We start from the raw sequence: 11,652 nt of genomic DNA, 5'->3' as shown, positions 1-11,652 counted from the left end.
AAAAAGAGCGAAAGTATAATAAAATCATCTGCCCTTATGAGGGCCTTGAAATACCTTGTTCAGCAAAAGGAGCACTATTTATAATAGTTGTAAACTGGTGTTACAGACAATAAATCGCTAAGCTGCTGCATATCATAAAATCTCCTTTCACTAGCCTTTGTCCGCGCCTGACATACCGAATCCCTTTGACATCCACTTCTGGGTGATGACATAGAGGATCACTGACGGCATGGCATACGCAATGGAATATGCCGCCAATGTGCCGTATGCGACTGTGTGCTGTCCGAAAAACTGATACAGCATGATAGACGCCGGGTAAGATAGGAAGAAACTTTGGAGTAATTCTCATCATGAGGACGGAAAAAAGCGTTTTCAGACATAGCAGTTGCCTCTTCGATATACATTCTGCTGCTGTATTCGTCATAGCTCATCATGTCATTTCTTGTAGCCAGGTTTCCGGTTCCGTCAATGTAGACAACATAATTGTCAGATTTCATCAATTCGGTGATGAATTCAAAGGAAAGGTCTTTCTGGTCAGAGTTATTGGCGATTGCCCAGCTCCATCCGCCGGACATTGTCACATAGCCGCCTTTTTCCTGGGTGGGCATCTGTGCAAATCCAAGGGCGTCAGACAATGTGTCGTCGGTGTAGCCCTGCATTGGATAGCCGGAATCCTGAAGATAATCATTGAAGCCCCAGCTTCCGTTCAGGTACATGACAAGCTTTGCAGTGGACATATACTGGTTTGCATAGGTATAATCACTTGGGTCAAGAATCTCAGAAAGGGTTCCCAGATATCCTTCGTCCAGGCATGTTTTGATAAAGCCCAGAGAATCTTTGACGCCGTCGCTGCTTAAGTTGTAAACGCCGGTGGCGTCGTCGCACAGAGAATCGCCGGTGCCTGCCAGCAACATCTGGAAGGTATTCATACTGGTTGCCTCAGCCTCGCCGCTGTTGCATGCAAACCAGATGGGAACTACGTCGTCCGCGCACTTTTCTTTGATGGCAGCGCATGCGTCCAGGATATCCTGCCAGCTCTCCGGCTGCCATTCCCTGCCAAGGCCGGCAGTTTCAAATACGTCTTTGTTGTACCACAGTCCGCGCACGTCTGTGCTGATGGGAACTGCATAGGTGTTTCCGTCTGTGCCTGACGTCGCTTCCTTCAATGCGTCAATGATTGAGGAGTTCCAGTCGTCCCAGCCGGCTACTTTGTCTGTGATGTCTGCCACATAGCCTGCAGCTACGTCTGTGTTTAACTGGAACGTATCTTCAAGAAACAGATCCGGGCAGGTGGAATCGTCCTGTACAAGCGTCTGTATTTTCGTTACATAATCACTGTCAGTCGCCACAAGGGCCTGAATGTCAAGCTTCACTTCGTCTTTTTTCTCCCAGTTCTCATAGGTCTGTGTGATCCACTGGTACACAGGGCTGCTGTCGCCGTTGTCGTTGGAGTCGTTATAAACAATGGTCAGCACCTGTCCATCGTCTGAGCCGGTTTCGCCGCCTGTGGAATCTGCTTCTTCGCCTGAGGCTTTTTCATCATTCCCCTGGGAATCGGTACCGGAAGGGGAGTTTGAATTTCCGCCGCAGCCTGTAAGCAGAGCTGCCGCCATTACGGATGCCATTAATACAGAAACAATTTTTCTTTTCATAGTTTTTCCTCTTTTCTTGTTTTATTTTTATTTCAGGCGATTCAGGCCGGCACATTCCTTTTCAATGTTGTTTTTTGCAAATGGTGTGTCTTTCTGCCGCCATAGAAATCACAGGATTGCATCAAAAAGATACCAGGTTGAAATAATATATCATTATATCTTTTTGGCGAATTGCTTTATGATGTTATGGCAAATATATCATTATTGGGCAAAAATGTCAATAGAAAAAGCCGGCTCATAGACGGTTTCGTAAATTTGCCTATAAGTCAGCTTCTTTTTTATATCATATGTACATATCATTTATATATCAACTTGTGGGGAATTTGTTCTATTTGTACTATTTTGCATCTTGAGATTTATCTATTATGACATCATAAGGAATATTTATAACATCTTCCACCGCTTTTCCTTCCATGACGGCGCATAATGTCTGCACAGCCTTTATGCCCATGGAATTTTCGTCCTGCTTTACATAGACAAAATCATATTCGTCCATATAAGCTTCAGACAGGCAGTCAAAAACTGCGATTTCTTTCTTCAGATTCATGGATTTCAGCGCCCTTCCAAAAAGAGCGCCCATCTGGAATTCTACAATAAGAAAGGCGGAGCAGTCGGCGTTTTTTTGAATTACCTTCATAATCTCGGAAGGGTCAAAGTGAATGTTTTCCCGCACCATATCTTCTGACGCCGGATCGTAGCATCTGATCGCGTCAAAAACTCCGTTCACATCTTCGTGCTCCATAATGCCGTCCACAAAACCATTGTGACGTTCATGGATGGTGGAGGTATTATTGAAGGAGTGGGATACAAAACATATTTTTTTATGTCCCCGTGAGATCAATATCTGTGTCAGTTTTTTGGATGCGGAATAATTATCTGTTTTTATACAGGGAATGGGGATGCCTTTCATCTGTCTGTCAATGAGAACCATCGGGAACTTATCCACAACAAGCTGAAGAATCATGCTGTTGTAGACTTCTCCCTGGGCGCACATTAGAATTAATCCTTTTGCTCCAAGCTGGAGGGCCCTTCGGATTGCTTCGTTTTCCTCCTCAATATTGCCGTAAGAACATCGAAACAGCATGTCGTATCCTTTTTTCCGGCATTCTAACTCAATGCTGCGCAGCAGCCCGCTTCCGAAATCGCTTCCGAACGTATCGAAAACCACGCCGATCAGCGGCTTTTTCAGTATAGCTTCTTCTTCCGGAAAAACATTCCGGGCCAAAATATCACCCTGGTTTCCGGTGACAAAGGAACCTTTTCCCCTGCTGCGGGTAATATACTGATTTTCTGCCAGTATATCCAGCGCCCGTTTGCTTGTAATGCGGCTTACGCCATATTCTTCCGATAATTCTTTTTCAGAGGGAAGTTTATCTCCCTGGGCAAATATGCCGCGCTGGATCTTATTCAGTAAATCTGAATATATTTGCTCATACATAATTGTCTTTCCCATGATTTTTCCTCAATTCCTGGTATATAGTGAAATTTCGTTTTTTATTTTGGCAATAACAGTTTAGCACAAATTAAAGTCTACAACAAGAATTTAAGGGAAGCAAAAGAAATATGATTTGCACTTCATTTTATACAACCCAATCTCCCATTCCCTATTGTAAAAATCCCCTATATGTGTTAATTTAATGACGAACGGTATTCAGGAAGAAACTGTATCACTTTGATAACTGCCATCGTGTCCGGCAGCGGGCGCATGGCCTGAAGGACAGCGGCCTTTCCATTTGAGATTTAAGGTGCGGAACTATGGCTTTCGCAGGAAATGGAGGCGGATATGCAGATAGGAATTATTGGCGCCGGAAAAGTGGGAACGACCCTGGCAAAATATGTGAAAGATCACGGCGCATGTGTCACAGGTTTTTACAGCAGAACCGAAAGCAGCGGAAGAGAGTCCGCGGAATTTACAGGCACAGAATATTTTGAAACACTGGATTCACTGATACGCGCAAGCGATACCCTTTTTATTACCACCACAGACGGAGCAATCGTTCAGGTATGGGATTGCATTGCAGAGAAGAATGTGAAAGGAAAAGTCATCTGCCACTTTAGTGGTTCTTTATCAAGTGATATATTTTCAAACTGGGAAGAGACAGGCGCATATGTCTGCTCGATCCATCCGATTTACGCGTTCAGCAGCAAATTCACAGCTTATCAGAATTTAACAGGCGCGGCCTTTGCGGTAGAGGGCTGCCGGACGGCATTGACAAGGATGCAGGAGCTTTTTCGGCTGCTGCCCAACCGGATTGCGGAGATTTCCACTTCCAAAAAGGCCAAATACCATGCGGCCACAAGCATTGCAAGCAATCAGGTGGTGGGGCTTATTTCCATGGCGGTGGAGCTGATGGAAGAAGCCGGAATTTCCGAAATGTCCGCCTATGAACTGCTGAAGCCTCTGGTGGAAAACAATGTGAAATCCATCTTTGAAGCAGTTTCAGAGGAAGATGCAGGCCGTACCGGCAAAAAAGCAGAATACCGGGGGTGTGCGCAGGCGCTGACCGGGCCCATTGAGCGCAATGACACGGAGACAGTCCGAAAACATCTGGAGCATATGGACAGGCCCCGGCGGGAACTGGCTTACCGGGCAGTGGGAGCCGTGGTGACGGAGCTTGCAGAGAAGAAGCACCCGGAGCGCAGTTATGAGACCATGAAACAAATATTAGAAAGCAAGTGAGGATGACTATGAAAAACACAGTTGTAACAATACGGGAAGCCAAGGAACGGGGCGAAAAGGTAACAATGCTTACCGCCTATGACTACTCCATGGCAAAATTAATTGACGAAGCAGGCATTAATATGATTCTGGTGGGAGATTCCCTGGGCATGGTTATGTTAGGGTATGAAGATACCCTGTCAGTGACCATGGAGGACATGATTCACCACACCAGCGCGGTGGCACGGGGCGCGAAGCAGGCGCTGGTGGTGGCGGATATGCCGTTTATGTCCTATCAGACTTCCGTGTATGACGCCGTGGTAAACGCCGGGCGGCTGATGAAGGAGGGCCGGGCCCAGGCCGTGAAATTAGAAGGCGGCCGGGAATTTGCAGATCATATCAGAGCCATTACAGCAGCTTCCATTCCGGTGGTTGCCCATCTGGGACTGACGCCTCAGTCTTTGAATGTCTTCGGCGGCTTTAAAGTGCAGGGCAAGTCAGAAGCGGCGGCCAGAAAACTGCTGGAGGACGCCCAAATTGTGGAGGAAGCCGGGGCAGTGGCAGTGGTTTTGGAATGCGTACCGGCCAAACTGGCCAAACTGGTGACGGAGAAGCTGCATGTGCCCACCATCGGAATCGGCGCCGGAGCAGACTGCGACGGACAGGTTCTTGTATATCAGGACATGCTCTCCATGTTCGGCGATTTCAAACCGAAATTTGTCAAACGGTTCGGGGGAGTGGGCTCAGTGATGAAAGAGGCATTTCAGAACTACAGCGATGAAGTGAAAGCGGGGACTTTCCCGGCGCCGGAACATACTTTTAAAATAGATGACGATGTAATAGAAAAACTGTACTGAATATAATGGAGGAATACGATGCAGATTGTAACAACTATAGAAGAACTGCGCTCTATCGTGAAATGGTGGCGGGGAGAAGGCCATTCTGTGGGCCTGGTGCCCACCATGGGTTATCTTCACGAAGGGCATAAAAGCCTGATTGAAAAAGCAGTCAGCGAAAACGGCCGGGTGGTAGTCAGCGATTTTGTAAATCCCACCCAGTTCGGCGCAAATGAAGATTTATCCACTTATCCCAGAGACATTGACCGGGATGCGGCTCTCTGCGAAGCGGCAGGAGCAGACGTGATTTTTCATCCGACGCCGGAGGAGATGTATGCGCCGGACAGCTGCACCTTTGTGGATATGGACCGGCTGACCAAGGGACTTTGCGGAAAAACAAGGCCCACCCATTTTTGTGGCGTGTGCACAGTGGTGTCAAAGCTTTTCAATATTGTAACGCCTGACCGGGCCTATTTCGGACAGAAGGACGCGCAGCAGCTTGCGGTGATCCGCCGGATGGTGCGGGACTTGAATTTTAATATTGCGATTGTGGGCTGTCCCATAGTCCGGGAACAGGACGGGCTTGCCATGAGCTCCCGCAACACATATCTGAGTGAAAAAGAGAGGAAAGCGGCATTGGTTCTGCACAAATCACTGACCGTCGGTGAAGAGCTGCTTCATGCCGGGGAAAAAGATGCAGAGAAAGTCAAAGCGGCCATTCTGAAACAAATCCGGACAGAGCCCCTTGCCCGGGTGGACTATGTGGAGCTTGTAGACGCTGAGAATTTAGAGCCGGTGAAAAAGATAGACGGTCCCATTCTGGCAGCCCTGGCAGTTTATATTGGAAAAACAAGGCTGATTGACAATTTTAGTTATGCGCCTGAGACATAAGGCAGCAGAGAACGAAAAAGGAGATATGCCATGTATTTAAAAATGTTAAAAGGAAAAATCCACCGTGCCGTAGTGAAGCAGGCAGAGCTTCATTATGTGGGCAGCATTACCGTAGACCCTAAGCTTCTTGAGGCGGCAGGAATTCTGGAATATGAAAATGTACAGATTGTAGACATAGAAAACGGAAACCGTTTTGAAACTTATACCATAGCAGGAGAGCCGGACAGCGGCATGATCTGCCTGAACGGAGCGGCGGCCCGCCAGGTGCAGACCGGCGACCATATCATTATTATGGCCTATGCCCAGATGACGCCGGAGGAAGCAAAAGAATACCGGCCGAACGTGGTATTCGTAGACGGGGAAAATAAGATTTCCAAAATCACATCTTATGAAAAGCATGGGGAGATTTCCGCCTGACAGCCATAACCGTGTTTTTACAGGGCAGGAAACCGAAGTATTGGAAAATCTGAATATTTTTAAGGAGGATTCCCCATATGTTGCAGGGAAAAACCGTTTTACTGGGCGTGACCGGCGGAATTGCCGCCTATAAAATGCCCAATGTGGCAAGGATGTTAAAAAAACTCCACTGTAATGTGCATGTGCTGATGACAGAGAATGCAAAGAATTTCATTACTGCCACCACCTTTGAAACCCTTACCGGAAATAAATGCCTGATTGATACCTTTGATCGGAATTTTGAATTTTCAGTAGAGCATGTGGCGTTGGCAAAGCAGGCGGATTTGGTTCTGCTTGCCCCGGCCACAGCAAATGTAATCGGCAAAATTGCAAACGGAATTGCAGATGATATGCTGACCACAACGGTAATGGCATGCACCTGCAAAACTCTGATTGCGCCGGCCATGAACCACAATATGTACCGCAATCCCATTGTTCAGGATAATCTGGGGAGGCTGGAAGGCTTCGGTTATGAAATAATTCCTCCCGACACAGGAATGCTGGCCAACGGAGATATCGGAGAAGGAAAACTGCCTTCCGAAGATACGCTGATGGAATACGTATTGAAAGAACTTGCCTTTCCCAAGGATTTGGCAGGGAAAAAGATACTGGTCACAGCAGGAGCCACCCAAGAAGCCATCGATCCGGTGCGTTACATTACCAACCATTCCACAGGAAAAATGGGCTATGCCCTGGCAAAAATGGCAATGTTAAGAGGCGCGGAGGTTACATTGGTGACAGGGGTTACCGCCCTGGAGGCGCCGATGTTTCTGGAAGTAAAAAAGACAGTCTCAGCTGAAGAAATGTACCAGGAAGTCATTCGCCTGGCGCCCCGGATGGATGTGATAATCAAAGCCGCCGCAGTGGCGGATTACCGGCCCTCAGAGGTTGCGGAGGATAAAATTAAAAAATCAGACGGCAAGGCTCAGATTAATCTGGAACGTACCAGGGATATCCTGGCGGAACTGGGCCGAATGAAGTCAGAAGGAAAGATTCATAGCTTCCTCTGCGGATTTTCCATGGAAACCCGGGATCTGGAGGAAAATTCCAAAGCTAAACTGGAAAAAAAGAATCTGGATATGATTGCCGCCAATAACCTGAAAGTGGAAGGAGCCGGATTCGGCACAGACACCAATGTGGTTACCCTGATTACCAGGGAGGATGTGATTTGTTTAGAAAGGATGGACAAGGCGGAGGTGGCTTTGGAGATTCTGAATCAGGTAAGAGATAGGGTTTAACAGACGAATATTTTATATATGGATACGGACAAAACTGCCGGATTGCCTTTTCGCACATAAACTGTTTGCTTGGTGGAAGGGCAATCCGGTCTTTGAAATCTGATTGTTAGAATTTGGATAAACGATTGACTTCTTTGCTGTACTGTGCTATATTTGTTGGAATCAAGTAAATAATAGTCTGCCACCGGGTAGAGAAGCGAAAGCATTCGTTACACATCGTTAGGTCATTGAAGATGTGTAGTCGGGTGCTTATTTTATTTTAGGAGGTAATTATATGCACACAAAAGAACGAAAATCATTATTTGATTATTTTACAAAAGGAGAGATATTGTTATGGTGCAGTTCAGTGACACTGATTGTCGTATCATTTTTTTTGTTTGACAGAGAAAATTATTTAACGCTTGCTGCTTCTTTCATTGGTGTAACAGCGCTAATCTTTATTGCAAAGGGAAATCCGTTCGGACAGTTTCTAATGGTTATATTCAGTATTTTATATGGGGGCATATCTTTTGCGTTCGCCTATTATGGGGAGATGGTAACCTATTTGGGAATGACTGCCCCCATGGCTGTTTTTGCATTGGTCTCATGGCTGAGAAATCCGTATAACGGAAATAAATCAGAAGTAAAAGTAAATAGATTAAAAGCAAAAGAGATTATTTTTATGATGATATTGACAGCAGCTGTTACACTTATTTTTTATTACATTTTGGCGGCTTTTCATACGGCAAACCTAATACCAAGCACGATATCTGTCACAACCAGCTTTCTTGCGGTTTATCTGACTTTCAGAAGGAGTGCGTTTTATGCAATCGGTTATGCTGCAAATGATATTGTACTGATTATTCTATGGGTGTTGGCAACAATTTCTGATATATCGTATTTGTCAGTTGTTATTTGTTTTGTCATGTTTTTAGTAAATGATATTTATGGATTTATCAACTGGTCAGGCATGCAGAAACGCCAGGAAAACGCTTGCATTGCAGCAGTGAACAATGAAAGGATAAAAGAGGTAAAGAGATATGTTTAGAGAAATGAGAAGAAAAAAGCAAATTTTAAGCAATCAGGAAAATGTTGAACTGCTTGAAAAAGAAACTTCTGGGGTATTGGCATTACTGGGTGATGATGAATACCCATATGCTGTTCCCATCAGTTATGTTTATAATAATTCCAAAATTTATTTTCACAGTGCAAAAGAGGGACACAAAATAGACGCCATAAAGAAATGCAGTAAAGCGTCCTTTTGCGTAATCGCCCAAGACGAGATATTTCCAGAAAAATATACAACACATTTTAAAAGTGTAATTGCATTTGGCAAAATACGCATATTGGAGGATGAAAATGAAATCAGAGAAGCAATCGAAAGGCTGGCAATGAAATATCATCCAACAGACAGCGCAGAAAACAGAAATCAGGAAATTGCAAGAACATGGAAAGCTTTATGCATGATGGAACTGTCTGTTGAGCATATGACAGGAAAAGAAGCAATAGAAACGGCCCAAAAGAAATGATAGCTTATCATCGCTGATTGCTGAAGAATAAGGGAAAATTATGCTGATAGAATTGATGAATTACTGAAAAAATTGGCGGATTTTCGAGAAAAAGTATGATGATAAAAGGACTATATTGTTGAGAGAATAGGGCGGGAAACCGCTCTATTTTCTTTACAGAAAAATCATATATGGATTTAAAATAGGGTAATTTTGATGAAATGGAATGGTGAGAAAATCTGCCAAAGATTTCTTTTTCGGCTGGTAAAATAGGCAGTGTCGGATGCAGATAGTAGGCGGAAAATTGATACACAATACCAGCAAGCAACGCCTTTGAATTGCCATGCCCTTATGGGCAGTGGCAATCCTGGCACTTATTAGGGGAAATCCCCTAGCCCCTTTTTTGCAGTCTAATATGTGGAAAAATTCAGGTTATTGTTTTGCAGAATCAGTTTCGGAATTCAACTTTGTAAAATTTGCGCTATTGCTGCCTTTGGCACATTCCATAAATAAAGACCAGGCATATTTGAATCCCAAGGTAAAAAGCAGTTCGTCATTCCTTGAGCTGTACTGTAGGATAATATTTTCCAGCTTGCGGTAATCTTTAATATCTAATATATCCGCAAGCCAGTCTATGTCGAAATCGTTGTTCATCAGAATTTTGTCATATTCCCAACTGCTGACATATCTTTCATAAATCTCATGTAGTCTGCGTTCTGTTTCATCCATCTCCAAAAAAAATGTTTCTCGCTTAGCATCCCTTTTTGCGATTTTAATCAGGAACTCGCTATTGTCAGAAGTTTCTATTGCAAACAAGCCTTTGTCTGATTGTATGCGTTTGATTTCTGCAATAGGCAGTCCTGATTTTTCAATGTCTTTTAGAAGCATAGCTGCAAAATTTTTCATCTTCATAACATTTGTTCCTCGTATATTAGCATATTTGGCGGCACTCTAATTCAAAATGGCTTCCATTCATCAGTAGTACTGTAAAAAGATTTTCTTTGTCTTTCGTGTGAATGTCTTTGATTGCCATATCATCGGAATTATTGAGCAGATCAAAGACAATGTCTTTAAAGTAATCCAGTTTCATTCTTTTCCTCCTGTCAAAACATTTGTTTATGCAAGAAGTATTATAATACTTCTTTAAGATTATAAAAACACTATAACAAGTATAGAATAAAAATGCAAGGAAAACAGGGTATCATTTTTCGACAGGAGGCGACAGAGTGGAAGAAAATTACGGTCATCTGGAAATCCGGCTGGCAGAGTTAATAGAGGAAAAAGGACTGAACCGAAATAAAGTGTCGCTGAAAGCGGCTATGAATTGGAGGCAGGTTGACAGATATTGTGAGAATGACATTACCAGGTTGGACACTTTTGTATTGTGTAAACTCTGCACCGTTTTGGAATGTGAAATTCAAGATTTGCTTGTTTTTGTCCCAGCAGAAAAAGAGCAGAGAAAATAGATATAAATTTATAATCCGCATTTAAGAGAAGAGAACTAATGTTTCTGTAACTAGTATCCTGATATTTGTTTAGGGTTAGCGAGTTTCTGCAATAAATATAGAATGAGACTGTAAGCATGAAACAAGTATGAAAATGCAGAGGTGGGAACGTGGAGGAAGATTACGGATATTTGGAAATTCGGCTGGACGAACTGCTAAAGAAAAAAGGGCTGAGCAAGAACAAGCTGTCGCATAAGGCAGAAATGAACTGGAAACAGATAGATAATTATTGCACCAACAGTATTACCAGGTTGGATGTATATGTGCTTTGTAAACTGTGTACGGTATTAGGGTGTGAGATACAAGATTTGTTAGTGTTCCACCCGCCGGGGGAAGAATAGCCAGGCTGTTATTGAAAATACCAATTTGATAGTGGATTCATAAAACTCGCACCAGTGGTGCGAGAATTGGAGAAAGAATGGGCGGAGTAGAAATTGCAGGTTATGAGCCTTTGGTAAATGACGTGAAGGAACTGATACATAAAAAGCAGTATCATGTCCTGAAAATAATGAATACGGAGACCATCAACCTTTATTGGGAGATTGGCGAGGAAATATACAGGCAACAGGAAATCAACGGATGGGGCAAATCCATTGTAAAAGTTCTTTCAAAAGAATTGCAGAAAGAATTTCCGGGAGCAAAGGGATATTCTGCGGCAAACCTTTGAAGAATGCGCAACTTTTACCTGAGTTACCGTGATTCTGAAAAGCTCGCGCCATTGGTGCGAGAAATTAGCTGGAGTAATATAATAAGTTTATGGTAACATTTTGGCAACAGAAAATCAGTAAGATCCAATATAGTGTATAATTGAAGTATAAACCCGGCAATTAAGTATAGAAAATTAAACAAAATAAGTTAAGAAATAAATTGAATTTGCCGTAAACGGTCCGTCTTTCAATACACAGGAACTGCCGGATGGCCCTTTCCC

Annotated in this window: 14 protein-coding genes; 10 read left to right on the top strand and 4 right to left on the bottom strand. The window is 43.8% G+C overall.

All coding sequences use genetic code 11. The annotated features are described in order from the left end of the window. Window positions 1-218 precede the first annotated feature (218 nt). Entirely contained in the window at window positions 219-1,652 is a 1,434-nt protein-coding gene (locus ACTO17_RS18810; protein WP_482559016.1) for an extracellular solute-binding protein, read from the bottom strand. Window positions 1,653-1,989: 337 nt separating this feature from the next. Beyond that, window positions 1,990-3,105 carry a GntR family transcriptional regulator gene (locus tag ACTO17_RS18805; RefSeq protein WP_172538831.1) on the bottom strand — a complete coding sequence of 372 codons (1,116 nt, stop codon included), beginning with the start codon at window positions 3,103-3,105 and terminating at the stop codon, window positions 1,990-1,992. Window positions 3,106-3,435: 330 nt separating this feature from the next. On the opposite strand from ACTO17_RS18805, the gene ACTO17_RS18800 reads away from it, so the two are divergent. The 7 genes from ACTO17_RS18800 to ACTO17_RS18770 all read left to right on the top strand — a co-directional run bounded on the left by ACTO17_RS18800 (window position 3,436) and on the right by ACTO17_RS18770 (window position 9,240). Beyond that, entirely contained in the window at window positions 3,436-4,332 is an 897-nt protein-coding gene (locus tag ACTO17_RS18800; RefSeq protein WP_482559015.1) for a Rossmann-like and DUF2520 domain-containing protein, read from the top strand. Window positions 4,333-4,340: 8 nt separating this feature from the next. Further along, on the top strand, window positions 4,341-5,168 hold the full coding sequence (panB, locus tag ACTO17_RS18795) for a 3-methyl-2-oxobutanoate hydroxymethyltransferase (protein WP_482559014.1): 828 nt from the start codon (window positions 4,341-4,343) through the stop codon (window positions 5,166-5,168). Between the two features lie 18 nt (window positions 5,169-5,186). Then, the gene (panC, locus tag ACTO17_RS18790; protein ID WP_482559013.1) at window positions 5,187-6,038 is read left to right on the top strand and encodes a pantoate--beta-alanine ligase; all 852 of its coding nucleotides are present in this window, start codon (window positions 5,187-5,189) and stop codon (window positions 6,036-6,038) included. A 30-nt stretch (window positions 6,039-6,068) separates the two neighbouring features. Beyond that, complete coding sequence (gene panD, locus ACTO17_RS18785) at window positions 6,069-6,455, top strand: aspartate 1-decarboxylase (RefSeq protein ID WP_482559012.1); 387 nt, start codon at window positions 6,069-6,071, stop codon at window positions 6,453-6,455. 77 nt (window positions 6,456-6,532) lie between these two features. Then, entirely contained in the window at window positions 6,533-7,732 is a 1,200-nt protein-coding gene (gene coaBC / locus ACTO17_RS18780) for a bifunctional phosphopantothenoylcysteine decarboxylase/phosphopantothenate--cysteine ligase CoaBC (protein WP_482559011.1), read from the top strand. Between the two features lie 274 nt (window positions 7,733-8,006). Continuing rightward, window positions 8,007-8,759 (top strand): nicotinamide riboside transporter PnuC, encoded by a 753-nt coding sequence (gene pnuC, locus ACTO17_RS18775; protein ID WP_482559010.1) that lies wholly within the window; start codon window positions 8,007-8,009, stop codon window positions 8,757-8,759. Beyond that, window positions 8,752-9,240 carry a pyridoxamine 5'-phosphate oxidase family protein gene (locus ACTO17_RS18770; RefSeq protein ID WP_482559009.1) on the top strand — a complete coding sequence of 163 codons (489 nt, stop codon included), beginning with the start codon at window positions 8,752-8,754 and terminating at the stop codon, window positions 9,238-9,240. The genes pnuC and ACTO17_RS18770 overlap by 8 nt, the downstream gene beginning before the upstream one ends. A 411-nt stretch (window positions 9,241-9,651) precedes the next feature. Here ACTO17_RS18770 and ACTO17_RS18765 read toward each other — a convergent pair whose 3' ends face one another. Then, complete coding sequence (locus ACTO17_RS18765; RefSeq protein ID WP_482559008.1) at window positions 9,652-10,131, bottom strand: hypothetical protein; 480 nt, start codon at window positions 10,129-10,131, stop codon at window positions 9,652-9,654. 19 nt (window positions 10,132-10,150) lie between these two features. After that, a complete protein-coding gene (locus tag ACTO17_RS18760) occupies window positions 10,151-10,309 on the bottom strand; it encodes a hypothetical protein (protein ID WP_482559007.1) in 159 nt (52 codons plus the stop codon). 136 nt (window positions 10,310-10,445) lie between these two features. Between ACTO17_RS18760 and ACTO17_RS18755 the strand changes: the two genes are divergently transcribed. The 3 genes from ACTO17_RS18755 (at window position 10,446) to ACTO17_RS18745 (ending at window position 11,391) form a co-directional block, all read left to right on the top strand. Beyond that, window positions 10,446-10,685 carry a helix-turn-helix domain-containing protein gene (locus ACTO17_RS18755; protein ID WP_172537334.1) on the top strand — a complete coding sequence of 80 codons (240 nt, stop codon included), beginning with the start codon at window positions 10,446-10,448 and terminating at the stop codon, window positions 10,683-10,685. A 149-nt stretch (window positions 10,686-10,834) separates the two neighbouring features. Then, window positions 10,835-11,065 (top strand): helix-turn-helix domain-containing protein, encoded by a 231-nt coding sequence (locus ACTO17_RS18750; protein ID WP_160254212.1) that lies wholly within the window; start codon window positions 10,835-10,837, stop codon window positions 11,063-11,065. A gap of 77 nt (window positions 11,066-11,142) precedes the next feature. Continuing rightward, window positions 11,143-11,391 (top strand): DUF1016 N-terminal domain-containing protein, encoded by a 249-nt coding sequence (locus ACTO17_RS18745; RefSeq protein WP_482559006.1) that lies wholly within the window; start codon window positions 11,143-11,145, stop codon window positions 11,389-11,391. The last annotated feature ends 261 nt before the right edge of the window (window positions 11,392-11,652 follow it).

Source organism: Petralouisia sp., from assembly GCF_056822245.1.
The sequence above is the reverse complement of the archived record's forward strand: the minus strand, read 5'-3'. Positions and strand labels throughout refer to the sequence as shown.

Coding starts and splice junctions, on each gene's coding strand:
- ACTO17_RS18810 (WP_482559016.1), bottom strand. CDS start 1,652: ATGAAAAGAAAAATTGTTTCTGTATTAATGGCATCCGTAATGGCGGCA.
- ACTO17_RS18805 (WP_172538831.1), bottom strand. CDS start 3,105: ATGGGAAAGACAATTATGTATGAGCAAATATATTCAGATTTACTGAAT.
- ACTO17_RS18800 (WP_482559015.1), top strand. CDS start 3,436: ATGCAGATAGGAATTATTGGCGCCGGAAAAGTGGGAACGACCCTGGCA.
- panB (WP_482559014.1), top strand. CDS start 4,341: ATGAAAAACACAGTTGTAACAATACGGGAAGCCAAGGAACGGGGCGAA.
- panC (WP_482559013.1), top strand. CDS start 5,187: ATGCAGATTGTAACAACTATAGAAGAACTGCGCTCTATCGTGAAATGG.
- panD (WP_482559012.1), top strand. CDS start 6,069: ATGTATTTAAAAATGTTAAAAGGAAAAATCCACCGTGCCGTAGTGAAG.
- coaBC (WP_482559011.1), top strand. CDS start 6,533: ATGTTGCAGGGAAAAACCGTTTTACTGGGCGTGACCGGCGGAATTGCC.
- pnuC (WP_482559010.1), top strand. CDS start 8,007: ATGCACACAAAAGAACGAAAATCATTATTTGATTATTTTACAAAAGGA.
- ACTO17_RS18770 (WP_482559009.1), top strand. CDS start 8,752: ATGTTTAGAGAAATGAGAAGAAAAAAGCAAATTTTAAGCAATCAGGAA.
- ACTO17_RS18765 (WP_482559008.1), bottom strand. CDS start 10,131: ATGAAGATGAAAAATTTTGCAGCTATGCTTCTAAAAGACATTGAAAAA.
- ACTO17_RS18760 (WP_482559007.1), bottom strand. CDS start 10,309: ATGAAACTGGATTACTTTAAAGACATTGTCTTTGATCTGCTCAATAAT.
- ACTO17_RS18745 (WP_482559006.1), top strand. CDS start 11,143: ATGGGCGGAGTAGAAATTGCAGGTTATGAGCCTTTGGTAAATGACGTG.